This is a genomic window from Mesorhizobium sp. LNJC394B00, assembly GCF_000502555.1.
Lineage (GTDB): Bacteria > Pseudomonadota > Alphaproteobacteria > Rhizobiales > Rhizobiaceae > Mesorhizobium.
In genome coordinates, this window is the sequence record NZ_AYWH01000001.1 from 171394 (window position 1) to 188264 (window position 16871).

The window sequence follows — 16871 nt, forward strand, 5'->3', positions numbered from 1 at the left end:
ATGGATCCCAGGGTCTCCGCGACGCCGCTGCGCGGCTGCTTCGCCCTGGGATGACGAAGTTCGGAGGACGCCGACCAATCTCCATCGCTTGCGCTGCCCTTGCGAGAAGAGCGGCGGCGTTGGTCGCGAACCAAGGCCTATCCGCATGAAAAGCCCCATCTCCATCAAACGCGGCACGGTCGCCGCGGCGTTCATCGACCTCCAGGAAGAGCATCGGCAGGACAAGCGCTATCTGGTCGAAGGCTATGGCGAGGTGCTGGCCAACGTCCAACGCCTGCAGGCGGCGGCGCGGCGCAACTTCGTGCCGCTCTATCACTGGGCCTATGTCGTCGATACCGCCAAGGCGCGTCCGTTCCATCCGCTCGACGCCGACGGCAAGTCTGCCTTTTCCGACAAGACCGATCCGCTGACGGAGATTTGCCATGAGGTGGCGCCCGCGGCCGGCGAGACGATGCTGGTCAAAACGCAGGCCAGCGCCTTCGGCGCCGGACCTGGCGCAACCGAACTCAAGGCGCGCGGCATCGAATGGCTGATCGTCGCCGGCGTCTGGACCGAGGCCTGCATCGACGCCACCGTGAAGGACGCGGTCGCATCCGGCTTTCGTGTGCTTCTGGTCAAGGATGCCTGCGGCAGCGGCAGTGCCGCCATGCACCAGACCGCCATCCTCAACCTTGCCAACCGGCTCTATGGCGGCGCCGTCACCAACACGATAGACGCGTGCCGGCTGATGGCGGGCGACACCGTCGATGCATGGCGGGTCGAGGGCTCGGTGCCGCTGCGCTTCACCTTTGAAAACGCCGAACGGCTCTACGGCGAGCTCTGACAGATGGGCACGGTCCACAAGCTCAAGATCGCCAGGCGGGGGAAATACGCCACCCTGCTCGATCCGGCGCTGTGGGAGTATATCGACCTGGTCAATGACTGGTTCCCGCCAGAAATCGCCGAACTTCCGATCGCCGAGCAAAGGTCGGTCTATGATGCGATGTGCCGCGCCTTCCATCAGGGTTATCCCAAAGGGGTTTCGGCCAGCGGCGGCATCATCGCCGCCGATGCAGGGCACGCCATCCCGATTCGCTACTACCGGATGGCGGGCAAGCCCGTGCGCGCCGTCATCGTCTACTATCATGGCGGCGGCTTTGTGCTTGGCGGGCTCGACAGCCATGACGACATCTGCGCCGAGATCTGCGCCGGCACCGGTTTCGACGTTGTCTCGGCCGACTACCGGTTGGCGCCGGAGCATCCGCACCCGGCCGCCTTCGACGACGCGCTGACCGTGTTCGAATGGGCGGCGGTGACAACGGACCTGCCGATCGTGCTCGTTGGCGAAAGCGCCGGCGGCAACCTTGCCGCCGCGGTCGCGCACGCCTCGCGCCGCCACCTGCGCCGGGCGGTCGGCCAGGTGCTGATCTATCCCGGCCTCGGCGGCGACGAGAGTGCCGGCTCCTATGTCGAACATGCCGACGCACCGCTGCTGACGCTGCGCGACATCGCGTTCTACCGCACCATTCGCGCTGCCCCGGCACAGTCGCCCGACGACCCGACTTTTTCGCCGCTGAGCGACAATGACTTCTCCGGCCTGCCGCCGACTGTCATCATCACCGCCCAATGCGATCCGCTGTCATCGGACGGCGAGACCTATCGCGACCGCATCGTTGCGGCAGGCGGCCGCGCCTGGTGGTATGAGGAGCCGCGGCTGGTGCACAGTTTTCTGCGCGCCCGCAAAAGTGTTCAGCGCGCCGGCGAGGCGTTCGTGTGCACGCTTGCAGCCATCGCCGCCGTCGCCGTGCTCGGCAAGAACGACGAAGCGCTGATCTCCCCCCTCGTGGGGGAGATGGCCGGCAGGCCAGAGGGGGGTGCGAAGGATCGCGGCCCTTCAATATCCTGAGTTAACGCAACGATTGTCTGCAAGGACACTCCAGTCAACTGAAGGGCCGGCAGGACAGCGCCCCCTCTGTCTTGCCGGACATCTCCCACACAACAAGGGGAGAGATTGGCTAACCGCGACTGCGGAGCAGCGCACAAGAATTGCGGAAAAGCGTACATTTCCCGGTGTTGGCCCGCTTTATGATTGCCTGCTCAGGTAACGGCGTCTCGGCGATCGCATTCGCGCCCAGCGGGGCGGACCATCGAGGCGCCCACAAAAGAGGGAACGACGATGAAATTCATGCTGACCGACCGTAATTTGCACCCGCAGGCGAAGCCCGTTGCCGATGATTTCAGGAAGGGCGGCGTCAACCGGCGCGAATATCTCGCCATCATGGCCGGCTTTGGCGTCAGTGCCGCCGGCGCGCTGGCGCTGGGCGGCCTTTCCCCTTCGCCTGCCCGGGCCGAAGAGCCGAAACGCGGCGGCACCTTGCGCGTCGCCATGAACGTCAAGGGCTTCAAGGATCCACGTACTTTCGACGGCGTTGAGATGTCCAATGTGGCGCGCCATTGCAACGAATATCTGGTGCGCTGGAACCGCGACTTCACCTTCGAGCCGTGGCTGCTCGAAAGCTGGGAAACCAGCGACGACGCCAGGACGCTGACGCTGCATGTGCGCAAGGGCATCGCCTGGTCGAATGGCGACACCTTCAACGCCGACGACGTCATCCACAATCTCACCCGCTGGTGCGATGCTTCCGTCGCCGGCAATTCGGTAGCCGCACGCATGGGCGCGCTGGTCAATGCCGACACCAAGAAGCCGTTCGATGGCGGCATCGAGAAGGTCGACGACTTCACCGTAAAGCTCAATCTGCCGAAACCCGACATTTCGCTGATCGCCGGCATGGCCGACTATCCCGCGCTGATCATGCACCGCTCCTATGAGGGCGGCGACGATCCGATGAAGGCGCTGGCGATCACCACCGGACCCTGCGAACTGGTCAGCTGGAATGCCGAGACAAGTGCTGAGGTGAAGCGCAAGGACAAGCCCTGGTGGAAAGGCGACTTCCATCTCGATGGCATCAAATGGGTCGATTACGGCTCCGACCCCAACGCCATGCTGTCGGCGTTCGAATCCGGTGAGATCGACACCGACCACGAAACCGCGTCCGACGCCGTGTCGCAGACACCGAGCAGATGGGCTTGCTGAATTCCGAGATCGCCACCGGATCGACCATCGTTGCCCGTTTCAATGTCGGCAACGTACCCTATGACGACGTCAAGGTGCGCCGCGCCGCCCAGCTTGCAGTCGACAATTCCGCCGTGCTGGCGCTCGGCCTCGGCGGCCGCGGCAAGCCGGCCGACAACCACCATGTCGGCCCGATGCATCCGGAATTTGCCGATATCGGCCCGGCCAAGCGCGACATGGATCAGGCCAAGAAACTGCTCACTGAAGCCGGCAAGGCCGACCACGAATTCGAGCTGATCTCGGTCGACATCGAATGGCAAAAGAGCACCGGCGACGCGATCGCCGCGCAGATGCGCGAGGCCGGCCTGAAGATGAAGCGCACCGTGCTGCCGGCCGCGATCTTCTGGAACGACTGGAGCAAATACCCCTTCTCCACAACCGAATGGCTGGGCCGCCCGCTCGGCGTCCAGGTGCTGGCGCTCGCCTACAAATCGGGCGCCGCCTGGAACGAAAGTGCTTACGCCAGCAAAGAGTTCGACGAACTCCTCGACAAGGCGCTGGCAACGCCGGACGCCGCCCAGCGCAAGGAGATCATGGCCAGGATCGAGCAGAATTTGCGCGATTCCGGCATCATCATCCAGCCCTACTGGCGCTCGGTCTACCGCACCTACCGCAAGGGCGTGCAAGGCTGCGAACAGCACCAGTCGCTGGAACAGCATTTTGAGAAGGTGTGGCTGGAGGGGTGATCGTTCTAGGATTAAGGTGGCCGGCGCTGCGTTTAAAGCCGCGCCGGCTTGATCGCGCCACTACCTGCGCCAAAAGCTAGTTAGACAGCAAGCCCCTCGTGCTTTTCGTCAATCGCTCTAACTCGAGCCTCATAAGGCTCCCACGGGTTACGATAGAACGACATCATGTGGTCTATCGCGTAGGAACTTTTTTCTAGTGCCGTCTCCCTTAGCAGTACTGACATGGCGGAATGCGAGCGCTCGATCCGGCTTTCGGGCGAAGCCGGCACGGCGCCGCATCCGGCGATCCTGCACCTGCATATCCATCTGCTCGAGATGTCGACGCAGCCGGAACGCGGCATGCGCTCGGCGGACCGGCTCGGCACCATGTGCCCCGATGCCGGCCACATGAACCATATGCCGGGCCATATCCATGTGCTGTGCGGCGAGTACGAGAAGGCAAAGCTGGCCAGCGAAAAGGCGGTGCGCGCCAACGACCTCTACCTCGCCTATGCCGGTGAGACGACCTACTATCTGCTCGGCTGCTGCCACGATTTGCATCTGATGATGTTCACCTGCATGTTCCTTGGCCAGTACCAGCCGGCACTGTGGGCGGCTGACAAGGTGCGCAGCCTGGTCACGCGCGACGTGGTCGCCATCCAGGACCGGCCAAAGCTGACGCAAACAGTGGAGGGCTATCATGCGATAAAATCGCATGTGCAGGTGCGCTTCGGCCGCTGGCAGGAGATCATCGATGAGCCGATGGTGGACGAGCCGGCACTTTATGTGCTGGCCGCCGCCATGCAGCACTACGCCAAGGGCGTCGCCCATGCGACGCTCAAGCAATTCGCGGCAGCCGAGCGTGAGCGCGAAAATTTCCGCAGGCATGTCGAGAGCATTGCGCCCGAGCGGCGCTTCCTCAGCAACCCGGCACGGGCCTCGCTAGCCGTCGGCGCCGCCTTGCTCGATGGCGAGTTGGCCTACCACCAGGGGCAGCATGACGACTCTTACGCCCATCTGCGCCAATCCGTCGAACTCGACGACAATCTGTCCTACACCGAGCCCTGGGCCTGGATGCACCGCCGCGCCATGCGCTGGCGGCACTGGTCCTCGACCAGGGCCACACTGACGAGGCCGAGCAGGTCTATCGCGACGACCTCGGCCTGAGCGGCAAGGTCCAGCGCTGCGCCCAGCACCCCGACAATGTCTGGTCGCTGCACGGGTTGGTGGAATGTCTGAAGCGGCGCGGCGAGAGCGTGGAACTGCCGGGGGTGCAGGAGAAGCTCGACGTAGCACTGGCCAAGGCTAATGTGGCGATCACGTCGTCATGCCTGTGCCGGACGAGACCGCAGGCGGACCGTAGCTGCTGTCGTTGAGAGGGCAGCCAACCGACCGAAATCGGCGACTTTCGCTCACGAGAAAATCTCAGCCAGATCGTCGATGCTGGTGCCTTCCTTGAGCTGTCGCAACTCCACATACATGACGACGATGGCGATCGATACCACCAAGCCTTGGGCTGTATCGACCAGGGCGTTGAGCAAAAAGCCCAGTGTCAGACCAAATGAGAAAAAGAAGGCGTTCGCCCAAATATCCACGGTGATTGAAGGCACGAGCACGACAAGCCAGATGCACAGCAACGGCCAGCGGCTGCCTTTGGTCAGGTCGCGGCTGCGTTGCATGCTGGCGAACACGCCACGCCCTTCACCGACAATTACCGGCGTCGTGACCGACCAGCGCGCCAGCAGCAACAGTCCGGGAACGATGATGAGTACCAGGCCCAGCCAGAAGGCGAATGTGATCAGGATCGAGGCGGCGCTTGCCGGTAGCAGAAGCGCACAGGCTGTTCTGATGCAATCGCGTGCCGACGGCCGTTCGCCGCGCAGATCCATCAGGGCCGCTCGCGTCAATGCCGCCTGCATGAAAGCCCCCAGCACAAAAAAGCCCAACGTGAAGATTGCCGTGATCGTCAACCGTCGCATCGAGTATTCGGGCTCTACCGACCCAACGGATACCCAGAACCAGTAGGAAAATCCAAACTCCGGCAAGGCGTATACGAACAACGCCACTCCCAAGCACAGCACCGGATTGCGCCGGATAATCGCGAACGTATCTCGGAGAACCCTGCCGATGCGAAATTTGCCTGGCTGCTCCGGAGTCATCGACGTCACGATTGCCCTACCCCGGTCGATGTGCCGTTACGAAAAAATCTGCGCCAGTTCGTCGACGCTGGTGCCTTCCTTGACCTGGCGCAGTTCGACATAGGTGACGGCAATGGTCACCGACAGCATCGTCGAAAAGATCGTCGACACCAGAGTGCTGCCAATCGCTCCGACCAGGACACCGACACCGGTGACGCCGCCGGCGGTGGCGAGCGCCAGTCCGAAAAACAACGAGAACACCGCCTGGATGAGCATCGCCGCCACGCCAATGATCAGCAGCAGCCAGAATATCGACCAGCGGCTGCCTTTGGTCAGGGCACGGCTGCGCGATATCGAGCCGAACACGCCAAGCCGCTCCTGAACCGCAATGGGCACGGAAACCGATACGGAAATCAGCCACATGAAAGCGGGAATAAACGCCAGGGCAAGCCCGATCAGCCACCCGATAGGGGGAATGACCCAGGCGATGAAAACCATCACAAAAACAGCCACCACCAGAGTGACAATGATCAGAATGCCTATGCCCAGCGTGGGCAAGAAGCTGCGCAATGCTATCTGGATGCAGTCGCCGATGACCGGCCGCTTGCCGTTCAAATCCTCGATTGCCGCCCTGACAAGCGCCGCTTGCACCAGCAAGGCCAGAACGAAAATGATCAAGGAAGCGACTATCGATAAGCCCGAGTAGTCTCCCATGGCCGACGTTTCGAAAGCGGCGGCGTTCCCGGCGCTGTCGACGTTCACCAATGTAGCGACCCGGGACAGGTTCCAGAGGTTGTACAGCAGTGCGGGCAGGGTTGAGAAAAGTCCGACGACCACAGCAAGGAAACCCAGATTGCGGCCGATGACCGCGAAGCTGTTGCTGAAAACCCTGCCGATGCGGAATTTTTCCGGTCGGTCCTGCGCCAGTGACGTCACGATGCCTCCTGCCCTGGCACCCGCCTTGACCTGACCGGGTCAAGGCGGTGCAAACCCGTCGGCTTACGAGAAGATCTCGGCCAGTTCGTCGACGCTGGTGCCTTCCTTGACCTGGCGCAGCTCGACATAGCTGACCGCGGCGGCGACCGACAGCAACATCGACATCACGCTCTGCACCAGTGCCGCCACGACAGTAGCGACAATGTCGTGAAACAGGTAGACAAACACGCCCACCGCGCCCTGGATGACCATGCCGATGATGATCAGGACAAGGAACAAGCCGAAGAGCGACCAGCGGCTGCCCTTGGTCAGGGCGCGGCTGCGCGACATCGAGCCGAACACGCCGAGCCGCTCCTGGATCTGAACCGGTATCGCAACCGACCAGCCCAGCCACAAGATGATGCCGGGCACCAGCAACGCAAGCGCGGCTAGGCCTGCGCCCAGGCCGACGAGCAGGCCGATCGCCAATGTCGGCAGAAAATATCGGATGGCTATCTGCAGGCAATCGCCCAAGGTCGGCCGCTTGCCGTTCAAATCCTCGATTGTGGCTCGCACGAGCGCCGACTGCAGCACCAGTACGAAAAGGGAGGCAATGAAACTGGCCGGGAGCGTCACCCAAATGTTGCTAAACACCAGGGCGGGGTCGGCCGCAGCGCCGGGATTGGCCGTCAGGAGCGCCTGCATGCGCGATTCGGTCCATAGCCGAAGAATAACTGCCGGCACCCCCGCAAACAGCACCGAAAGCCCCACGAAAAGTATGACGTTGCGGCCGATGACGGAGAAGCTGTTGTTGAAGACCCTGCCGATCTGAAATTTCTCAGGCCGTGCAAATGTTGCCGAAGTCATGATGCGCCCCCTGTTCCACCGCCGAATATTGTCCGGCAGCCGCAGTAGTAAATTTGCCAAGATTAACGACTGGCGTCTAGCCCACTTGCAAAAGTTACGCTGCATTGCCAGTGTCGGCTCGCGAACCGCAGGTTGCAGGGGGGCGAGAAGGTGACTGCTGCACAGCCGGACGCTGCGCAAGCCGAATGGCTGGCCAAACTGCACAAGCAGTTGCTGTCGGACGATTCGATCCAGTTCGACCTGCCGGCCTACAGACCACCCGAGACACCCGAGTGGCTGAGACCGCTGGGCGAGTTCCTGAAATCGCTCGGCCCGTACATGATCTACCTGTTCTGGGGCGCGGTGATCACAGGTGCCGCGATCATTCTGCTGCTGATTGTCCTTGAAGTGAAAGGCGTCGCCTGGCGCCTGCCCTGGTGGCGCAAAAAGAGCGTGACCGAGGCGGAAGCGATATGGCACCCCGACGTTGGCGCCGCGCAGATCCTGTTGTCGGAAGCCGATGCGCTGGCCGCCCGGGGCGAGTATGACGAGGCGGTGCATCTCCTGCTGCGCCGCAGCGTTGCCGACATTGCCGGCCGCCTGCCCGACTTCCTGCGCCCGTCGCTGACCGCGCGCGATATCGCGGGAGCGGCGTCGCTGCCAACGCGGGCGCGTGGCGCCTTTACCCAGATCGCGCGCATCGTCGAGGCGGCGTTGTTCGCGCGCCGGCCGGTCGGGCCCGAGGGCTGGCAGGAGGCGCGCAGCGCCTATGAGCGATTCGTCTTCAGGGATGCCTGGACGTGAGTGACGCGACAGCCGACATCGCCCAGCAGGAACCGTTCAGCCGCAGGACGGTGTTCTGGGGCATTTTCGCCAGCCTGCTCGCGGCGGCGGGCTTCTTCCTTTTGTCCACCTATGCCCCCGATTTTCGCCAGCCGAGCGTCGGTGGCGCAACGCCGCTCTCGAAGAGCGGCATCGGCTATGCCGGCTTGGCGGAATGGCTGGAGCTGACCGGCGAAGCGCCCGACATGGCGCGGTCCGACAGCGATCTCCAGATCGACACGAACCTCCTGATCGTCACGATTTCGCGCGACAGCGACCCGGATGCGCTTGCCAACATCGTCAAGCTTCGCAAGGGCCTGGATACGCTGTTCGTGCTGCCCAAATGGGCGACCTTGCCGCTGTTCGAGCACGAGGGGTGGGAGATGAAGATCCAGCGGCTGCCGGACGTCGTGGTCAACGACTGGCTCGCCCGGATCGCCAAGGCCAAGCTCGGCGAAGGTGAGACCACGGTCAAGCAACTCGACGTCTCAGGGCAAATGGTCAGCGTTCCCGACCAGCTGCAATGGGTGGCCGACGAACACCCGCTGATTGCCGCCGGCAACGGTAAGGCCGTGCTGACCGAGGTCGAAGACGAGCGGTTCTACATTCTGACGGACCCCGATCTCATCAATAACGCCGGCTTGAAAGATCCCGACAAGGCGGCGGCGGCGCTCAAGCTGATCGAGCTCCTGCAGCCCGAAGAGGGTGCCGTCATGTTCGACCTGACGCTGCATGGCGTCGGGCGAAAATACGATCTCGCCAAGCTTCTGGTCGAGCCGCCCTTCCTGGCGCTGACGCTGACCATCCTGGCGGCGGCGGCACTTGCCTTCCTGCATGGCCTTGGCCGGTTCGGGCCGCCACGGGCCGATCAGCGCGCCATCGCCTTCGGCAAACGCGCGCTGGTCGACACCACGGCGATGCTGTTGCGCCGCGCCGGCCGACTGGAGGAACTGGGCGACCGCTATGGAGCACTGGCACGCGTGCGCGCCGGCGCGCTGCTCGGCGCGCCGCACGGTTTGCAGGGCGAAGCGCTCGACCGCTGGCTCGATTCCCGCGACAAGGACGAAGCCGGCGGTTTCACGACCCGCCTGCAAGCTGCGAACGCGGCAAAGACCCTGACACAAATGCATGATGCAGCCGAAAAGCTGCACGACTGGACGGCAAGGAGGCTCGGTGAACGTCGATGATGTGAAGGCCCTGGCGACACAGATCAGGGAAGAGGTGGCCAAGGCCATCACCGGGCAACACGATACGGTCGATCTGATGCTCACGGCATTGTTCGCCGGCGGGCATATATTGCTCGAAGGACCGCCGGGCACGGCCAAGACGATGACGGCGCGCTGCTTTGCCCAGGCGCTGGGCGTCGCCTATGGCCGCATCCAGTTCACACCCGACCTGATGCCCGGCGATATCGTCGGTTCCAACATCTACAATTTCCAGACCGGGCAGTTCACGCTGACGCGCGGCCCGATCTTCTGCGATCTGCTGCTCGCCGACGAGATCAACCGAACGCCGCCGAAGACCCAGGCAGCCCTGCTGGAGGCGATGCAGGAGCATGCCGTCACCTTCGACGGCACCACCCATGCGCTCGGCCCGAACTTCATGGTGGTGGCGACGCAGAACCCAATCGAGCACCAGGGCGTCTATCCTCTGCCCGAAGCCCAGCTCGACCGTTTCCTGTTCAAGCACCGGGTGAGCTACCCCGGCCCGGAAGAGGAAAAGGCGATCATCATCCACCATGGCGGCGGCACCGCCTCGCACGACATCAAGCAGTACGGCATCAAGGCCCAGGCCGACCGCAAGACGCTGGAAAAGGCGTTGGCGACCGTCGGCGGGGTCACGCTTGTCGACGACGTCGTGGACTATATCGCAAGGCTGGTGCGGGCCACGCGCGCCAGCCCCGATCTGGAAGTCGGCGCCAGCCCGCGTGCGGGCGCCATGCTGGCGAGAGCCGCACGCGCCCGGGCAGCGCTCGACGGGCGCGCCTATGTCATCCCCGACGACGTCAAGGCGCTTGCCGTGCCGGCGCTGCGCCATCGCGTTATCCTGTCGCCGGCGGCGCAGATCGACGGCCGCCTGGTCGAGCAGATCGTCACCGACCTTGTCGACCAGACGGAAGCGCCACGTTGATCTATCCGAGCGGCCGGGCAGTTTGGGGAGGTGCGGCAGGTGCAATACCGGCCTTCCTGATCGCGCTCGCACTGCCGTCGCTGTGGTATCTCGGCCTGTTGTGGATTTGCGTGCTGCTTGCTTTCCTGGCCGTGGACGCCGCCGCCGGACGCGGACGGGCTTCGCTGGATGCCAGCATCCATGCCCCGCCACAGGTCAGCGTCGGCGGCCAGTTCACCGTCCATGTCACCGCCGGGCTCAGCGGACGGCCGCGCGCCGTGCAGGCTCGTCTTGGCCATGACGAGCGGCTGGAACCGGTGGGCGGCGCCGGCGGCGCATCGACCGCCGAGGCCGGCAGCGCATCGCTCGATCTCAGATTTCAGGCGCTGCGGCGCGGCATTGCCAGGTTCGATCGCCTGTGGGTGCGCTGGCGCGGGCCGTTCGGGCTGGTCTGGAACCAGGTGGTGCTGCCGATGGACGGCAAGGTGGCGGTGCTGCCCAACGTCAGCAGCGCCCGCGACGAGGCAATCACGCTTCTACAGCGCCAGTCGCTGCCCGACGGCCATGCGCAACGCCGCGCCGGCCAGGGCCGCGAGTTCGAGGCGCTGAAGGACTACCAGCCCGGCATGGGCCGGCGGATGATCGACTGGAAGCGCAGCGCCCGCCACGGCAGGCTTCTGGCGCGCGAGTTCCGCATCGAGGAGAACAACAACATCGTGCTGGCCATCGATAGCGGCCGGCTGATGTGCGAGCCCGTCGACGGCGTGCCGAAGGTCGACCGCGCCGTCACCGCCGCCTTGCTGTCGGCGTTCATCGCACTGAAGGGCGGCGACATGGTTTCCCTGTTCGGCTTCGACGCGAGGCCGCGCGTTTCCAGCGGCGCCGTGCGCGGCTCCGCCAGCTTCGCCATGATCCAGAAGCGGGCGGCGGAAATCGACTATTCCACGGAAGAGACCAATTTCACCCTGGCGCTGACGACCCTTGCAGCAAAGCTCGACCGGCGTTCGCTGGTGATCATCTTCACCGACTTCGTCGATCCGATCAGCGCCGAACTGATGCTGCGCACCGTCGGCCGGCTCACCGAACGGCATCTGGTGCTGTTCATGATGATGAAGGATGTCGAACTGGAGACACTGGCCGACATGCCGCCGGACGCACCGGAGGATGTGGCGCGCTCCGTCGTCGCCGGCGGGCTGCTGCGCGAAAGGCAGGTCGTCATCGGCAGGCTCAGGCTGCTCGGCGCGCATGTCATCGAAGCCGACCATCAGAGGCTCGGGCCGGCACTGGTCGAGCGCTATCTCGAGCTCAAGCGAGAGGATCTGTTGTGAACGCGCTGGTCGGCAAGGATGCGGTGCGCCAGTCGCTGGCGAGCTTCCGTTCGGAGCGCGAGGCCGACTGGAAGGCGTTCGAGGCGCTGCTTGCCCGGGTCGAGAAACGTGCGCCACGCACGCTGTCGGAAGACGAACTGCTGTCGCTGCCGCTGCTCTACCGCTCGGCGCTGTCCTCGCTTTCGGTGGCGCGGGCGACGTCGCTCGACAATGCGCTGGTCAGCTATCTCGAAGCGCTTTGCCTGCGCGGCTACTTCTACCTCTATGGCGCACGTCGCGGCCTGCGGCAGCGCATCGGCGACTTCTTCCTGCATGACTGGCCACACGCCGTTCGCGATTTGTGGCGCGAGACCTTGCTGTCGGTCGTCCTGACCTTTGTCGGCGCCGGCGCCGGCTACTGGCTGGTGGCCAAAGACAAGGGCTGGTTCGACGCCATCATTCCGCCGAGCCTGGCCGGCGGGCGCAACCCGGATGCCTCGGCCGAAGTGCTGCGGCAGGTGCTTTATGACGGCACCGAGAATAATTTCCTGTCGGGCTTCGCCGCCTATCTGTTCACGCACAATGTCCAGGTGGCGATCCTGGCCTTCGCGCTGGGCTTTGCCTTCGCGGTGCCGAGCGTGCTCTTGATCCTGATGAATGGCTGCCTGCTTGGCGCGATGTTCCAGATCTACGTCGCCAAGGATCTCGGCCTGGAGTTGGGCGGATGGCTGTCCATCCATGGCACCACCGAGATGTTCGCGATCGCCTTGGCGGGCGCCGCCGGCATGCGCATCGGCACGCGCATCGCCTTCCCCGGCGAACTGACGCGGATGACGGCTGCTGCCGATGCCGGGCGCGTGGCCGCCACCACCATGGTCGGCGTGACGATCATGCTTTTGTTTGCCGGCCTGCTCGAAGGCATCGGCAGGCAGGTGATCACCAGCGACGTGACACGCTATGCCATTGGCGGCGTCATGCTGACGCTGTGGCTTTGCTATTTCTATGTGTTCAGGGTGGTGCGGCATGGCAACCGCTAGGCGTGCTGCCGTCTCGACAATACGGCCGCTGATCACGCCGGAAGGCGTCGATCTCCGGATCAAGCTCGCCGATGCCGGCACCCGCGCCGCCGCCTTCCTGCTCGACTTTGTCATCATCATCGTCACGGCGATCGTGATCTCGATCGTTGCACTGTTCGGGCTGGCCGGCCTCAAAGGCGAAGGCGCGCAGCCGCTGTTCATCGTCTGGATCATCCTGATCTTCTTCCTGCGCAACGCCTATTTCATCGTCTTCGAAGCCGGCCGCCGCGCCGCCACACCCGGCAAACGGATGCTCGGCATCCGGGTGGCATCGCGCAGCGGCGCCGGCCTGTCGATCGATCAGGTCATTGCCCGCAACCTGATGCGCGAGATCGAGATCTTCCTGCCGCTGTCGATCATCCTAGGCCGCAGCCAGATGGGGCTCGCCGACACGCTGTCGACGATCTTCGGGCTGGTGTGGACGCTGCTGTTTGCGCTCTTCCCGCTGTTCAACCGCGACCGCATGCGCATCGGCGACCTGCTGGCCGGAACCTGGGTGGTGGAGGCGCCCAAGCTGGCGCTGGTCGAAGACCTGTCGCAACGCCAGGATACCACCACCCGCGCCTTCCGCTTCACCCAGGCGCAGCTCGATGCCTATGGCATCGCCGAACTGCACAAGCTGGAAGAGGTGCTGCGCCGCGACGACTATTTCGCGCTGAAAGCCGTGGCCGAAACGATCGTGCGCAAGATCGGCATGACGATCGAGCCGGTCGATTCCAGGGCCTTCCTCACCGCCTATTATGGCGAGCTGCGGGCACAGCTTGAGCGCAAGCTTTTGCTGGGGACGCGTAAGGCGGATAAGTTTCAGCGGTAGCCGCGATTGCTGCACCGTCAGCGCTGCCCCTCATCCGCCTGCCCATCCTTCGCAGCAGCTGCGCTCCGCTACGAGGTGAACCGGCACCTTCTCCCCGTAGAATGGCTACGGGATGCACATGCATTGTCTTATGCTGTGCTGGTCGACCCCCACTCCGTCTCGGCTTCGCCGAGCCACCTCTCCCCCGATNGCACATGCATTGTCTTATGCTGTGCTGGTCGACCCCCACTCCGTCTCGGCTTCGCCGAGCCACCTCTCCCCCGATCGACGGGGTAGAGGAAGGCGCCAAGTTTTTTTGCCGTCAATGCTAGTCCAGAAACGCTCCCTTCCTTTCCCTCCGGAGGGGGAAAGGTGTCGCTGCGAAGCAGCGACGGATTGGGGGAACCACCTGGCAATCAAGCCTCGAGCCGATCAGTCACGCTCCAGTCACAGAAGATCTGTGCATTGCGTAGAGCTGGGAGAAGTTGGAAACGCTCCCCCTATCCCACCCACTTCTCATAATCGGACACCAGAAGGTGCACCGGCGCGACATCCTCGTCGATGTTGGAGAAGCGGCCGATCGGCTCGCGGAAGACGTTGTCGGTGAGATCGTCATTGACGGTCGAGACCTCGCCGATCAGCACATCCTTGCCCTCGGCCCAGAAGGCGTGCCAGACGCCGGGCAGCAGCGTCACGCTCTGGCCCGGGTCGAGCTTCAGGAGCCCGCCTGCCGGCAGCCTGTGGATGGTGCCGTCGACCGGCACCGTCACTTCGGCCTTCGGATCGATGCCGCCGTCGCGATCGTGCATGAACAGTTCCAGCACGAGCTTACCGCCGCCGCGGTTGATGATGTCCTCGGCCTTGATGTTGTGGCGGTGCATCGGCGACAGCTGATCCTTGCGCGAGATCATGATCTTCTCGGCATAAAGCATGCCCATGCCCTTCTTCATGTCGGCATAGACGCCGTTGCGAACGGTGAACAGGAACAGGCCGAGTTCGTCGAATTTTTCCTGGCCGTAATCGGTGATGTCCCAACCGAGCCGCGAGGTGAAAATGGCGGCGGAGTCGGCCTTGCGCGCCTTCATCTCTTCCGGGCTCCAGTAGGCGAAGGGCGGCATGATGTAGCCGAACGAGCGGATGAAGGCGTCTGCATCGCGGATGATGTCGTTGACGGTGGAGCGTTTCATGATCGTGATCCCTTCGCGTCGCGTTCCCTGGAGTTATCTGAAGCGCATAGCCGAACAGCGCTGCGGTGTCGACGCAAACTGCGTGCTGGCCCCATGACATCCGTGCGGATCGGGGCCATAAGTCAGCCAGATTTCCCAGGGTGATATTTCATGCAAGGCATAGACGACCTCGACACGCCGGCGATCCTCATCGACGCAGCCCGCGCCGAAGCCAACATCACACGAGCGCAGGCGCATGCCGACCGCCACGGGCTGAAACTCAGGCCGCACATCAAGACGCACAAACTGCCTTATTGGGCGAAGAAGCAGATGGCGGCCGGCGCGGTCGGCATCACCTGCCAGAAGATCGGCGAGGCCGAAGTGATGGCCGATGCCGGGCTGACCGATATTTTCCTGCCCTACAACATCCTTGGCCGCGCCAAGCTGGAGCGCCTCAAGGCGCTGCATGGCCGCGTGACACTGTCAGTGACGGCCGACAGCCGCGAAACGCTGGAAGGGCTCGCCGCCACCTTCACCGATACCGGGCACCCCCTGCCCGTTCTGGTCGAATGCGACACCGGCATGGGCCGTTGCGGCGTGCAGAGCGCCGCCGAGGCGCTGGCACTGGCGAAGTTGATCGACCAAGCCAAGGGGCTCACCTTCGGCGGGCTGATGACCTACCCCGCGGCCGGCCGCGCCGCCGAGGCTGAATCCTGGCTGGCCGGCGCCAAGCAAACGCTCGCGGCCTCGGGTCTCGCCTGTGATCGCATTTCAAGCGGCGGCACGCCTGATATGTGGCGCTCCGGCGAGGACAGCGTCGTTACCGAATACCGCCCCGGCACCTACATCTACCTCGACCGTTACCAGGTCGCCAAAGGCGTCGGCACGCTCGACGATTGTGCGCTGACGGTGCTCGCCACCGTGGTCAGCCATCCGACGCCGGCCCGCGCCATCCTCGACAGCGGCAGCAAGGCGCTGTCCAGCGACACGCTGGGGCTCGCCGATTTTGGCGAGCTGCTTGGCATGCCCGGCGCCCGCGTGACCAGCTTGAGCGAGGAACATGGCACGGTCACGCTTGCGAATGGCGCGAGCCTGCGCATCGGCGAACGCGTTCGCGTGGTGCCTGATCATTGCTGCGTCGTGACCAACCTGTTCGACCAGGTGCATCTGATCGACGGTGACAAGGTGCTGGAAACGCTGAAGGTGGAAGCGCGTGGGCGGATGGGGTGAGGCTTTTCGTTTTGGAGGCTCGCCCTATTTCGACATTGACGCATTGTAATTTATAACTTACTAGTCCCCATGGCAATCCTGAAGCAGACAGCCACCTTTCGGAGGTGGCACCAAAAGCTGAAAGACGGAAGAGCCAAGGCGGCAATTGCCGTTCGGCTGCAACGTTTGAGTGTAGGAAATCCCGGCGACGTGGCCCCAGTGGGTGAAGGCATCAGTGAATTGCGCATTCACTATGGGCCCGGCTATCGCGTTTATTTCACAAGCGCGGTGAAACGGTCATCCTGCTCCTGTGCGGCGGGGATAAAAGTTCACAAGAAACCGACATACGGACAGCAAAGCGCCTGGCCGTAGAATGGAGTGACGACAATGGTTGAAAAAATCTATGATTTCGATCCCGCCGAAATGCTCGATTCCGATACGGCAATCGAGGCGTTTCTGGCAGAGGCAATGGAAACCGGAGACGCCAAATTCGTCGCGTCCGCCCTCGGTGTCGTTGCCCGCGCCAAGGGGATGAGCAACATTGCCAGAAAGACCGGCTTGGCTCGCGAGCATCTTTATACCTCGCTCAGCGAAAACGGTAATCCTACGCTGGAAACCACACTGGCGGTCATGAAAGCATTCGGCTTTCATTTGGCCCCAAAGCACGATGCAACTCAGGTCTAATCTACGCCAGCGCGCGTCGAGCGCGAGGT

Annotated in this window: 14 protein-coding genes and 3 pseudogenes; 13 read left to right on the forward strand and 4 right to left on the reverse strand. The window is 63.5% G+C overall.

From position 1 onward, the window contains the following. Positions 1-145 precede the first annotated feature (145 nt). The 4 genes and pseudogenes from X751_RS162520 to X751_RS01000000163380 form a co-directional block, all read left to right on the forward strand. Positions 146-823, forward strand: a complete 678-nt coding sequence (locus tag X751_RS162520) for an isochorismatase family protein (RefSeq protein WP_023743640.1) — start codon at positions 146-148, stop codon at positions 821-823. Between the two features lie 3 nt (positions 824-826). Beyond that, a complete protein-coding gene (locus tag X751_RS162515) occupies positions 827-1885 on the forward strand; it encodes an alpha/beta hydrolase (RefSeq protein WP_084558231.1) in 1059 nt (352 codons plus the stop codon). Positions 1886-2155: 270 nt separating this feature from the next. Further along, positions 2156-3798: pseudogene (locus X751_RS01000000163375) on the forward strand (ABC transporter substrate-binding protein). 213 nt (positions 3799-4011) lie between these two features. After that, positions 4012-5153, forward strand: a pseudogene (locus X751_RS01000000163380) (hypothetical protein); the annotation flags it as partial. Positions 5154-5189: 36 nt separating this feature from the next. Here X751_RS01000000163380 and X751_RS162510 read toward each other — a convergent pair. The 3 genes from X751_RS162510 to X751_RS162500 all read right to left on the reverse strand — a co-directional run bounded on the left by X751_RS162510 (position 5190) and on the right by X751_RS162500 (position 7697). Beyond that, on the reverse strand, positions 5190-5945 hold the full coding sequence (locus tag X751_RS162510) for a hypothetical protein (RefSeq protein ID WP_023743642.1): 756 nt from the start codon (positions 5943-5945) through the stop codon (positions 5190-5192). A 27-nt stretch (positions 5946-5972) separates the two neighbouring features. Next, the gene (locus tag X751_RS162505; RefSeq protein ID WP_023715255.1) at positions 5973-6851 is read right to left on the reverse strand and encodes a hypothetical protein; all 879 of its coding nucleotides are present in this window, start codon (positions 6849-6851) and stop codon (positions 5973-5975) included. A gap of 63 nt (positions 6852-6914) precedes the next feature. Further along, positions 6915-7697 carry a hypothetical protein gene (locus X751_RS162500; protein WP_023715254.1) on the reverse strand — a complete coding sequence of 261 codons (783 nt, stop codon included), beginning with the start codon at positions 7695-7697 and terminating at the stop codon, positions 6915-6917. Between the two features lie 150 nt (positions 7698-7847). Here X751_RS162500 and X751_RS162495 point away from each other — a divergent pair, with 150 nt between their 5' ends. The 6 genes from X751_RS162495 to X751_RS162470 are packed head-to-tail and all read left to right on the forward strand — an operon-like array spanning position 7848 to position 13804. After that, positions 7848-8480, forward strand: coding sequence for a DUF4129 domain-containing protein (locus X751_RS162495; RefSeq protein ID WP_023682900.1), 633 nt, complete (start codon positions 7848-7850; stop codon positions 8478-8480). Continuing rightward, entirely contained in the window at positions 8477-9685 is a 1209-nt protein-coding gene (locus tag X751_RS162490) for a hypothetical protein (protein ID WP_023743643.1), read from the forward strand. Before X751_RS162495 ends, X751_RS162490 begins: the two co-directional genes overlap by 4 nt. Then, on the forward strand, positions 9672-10628 hold the full coding sequence (locus X751_RS162485; RefSeq protein ID WP_023743644.1) for a MoxR family ATPase: 957 nt from the start codon (positions 9672-9674) through the stop codon (positions 10626-10628). The genes X751_RS162490 and X751_RS162485 overlap by 14 nt, the downstream gene beginning before the upstream one ends. After that, positions 10625-11935: a DUF58 domain-containing protein gene (locus X751_RS162480; protein WP_023743645.1), complete on the forward strand. Its 1311-nt coding sequence runs from the start codon at positions 10625-10627 to the stop codon at positions 11933-11935. The genes X751_RS162485 and X751_RS162480 overlap by 4 nt, the downstream gene beginning before the upstream one ends. Further along, entirely contained in the window at positions 11932-12951 is a 1020-nt protein-coding gene (locus X751_RS162475) for a stage II sporulation protein M (protein WP_023743646.1), read from the forward strand. Before X751_RS162480 ends, X751_RS162475 begins: the two co-directional genes overlap by 4 nt. After that, entirely contained in the window at positions 12938-13804 is an 867-nt protein-coding gene (locus X751_RS162470; RefSeq protein ID WP_023743647.1) for an RDD family protein, read from the forward strand. The genes X751_RS162475 and X751_RS162470 overlap by 14 nt, the downstream gene beginning before the upstream one ends. A gap of 479 nt (positions 13805-14283) precedes the next feature. Here the strand turns inward: X751_RS162470 and X751_RS162465 are convergent, their stop codons facing one another. After that, a complete protein-coding gene (locus X751_RS162465) occupies positions 14284-14970 on the reverse strand; it encodes a D-lyxose/D-mannose family sugar isomerase (RefSeq protein ID WP_023694398.1) in 687 nt (228 codons plus the stop codon). 150 nt (positions 14971-15120) lie between these two features. Between X751_RS162465 and X751_RS162460 the strand changes: the two genes are divergently transcribed. From X751_RS162460 to X751_RS162455, 3 genes and pseudogenes are all read left to right on the forward strand, one after another. Continuing rightward, entirely contained in the window at positions 15121-16179 is a 1059-nt protein-coding gene (locus X751_RS162460; protein WP_023743648.1) for a D-TA family PLP-dependent enzyme, read from the forward strand. 69 nt (positions 16180-16248) lie between these two features. Beyond that, positions 16249-16553, forward strand: a pseudogene (locus X751_RS1000000165085) (type II toxin-antitoxin system RelE/ParE family toxin). Next, positions 16546-16842 (forward strand): addiction module antidote protein, encoded by a 297-nt coding sequence (locus X751_RS162455; RefSeq protein ID WP_023672893.1) that lies wholly within the window; start codon positions 16546-16548, stop codon positions 16840-16842. Before X751_RS1000000165085 ends, X751_RS162455 begins: the two are co-directional and overlap by 8 nt. Positions 16843-16871 lie beyond the last annotated feature (29 nt).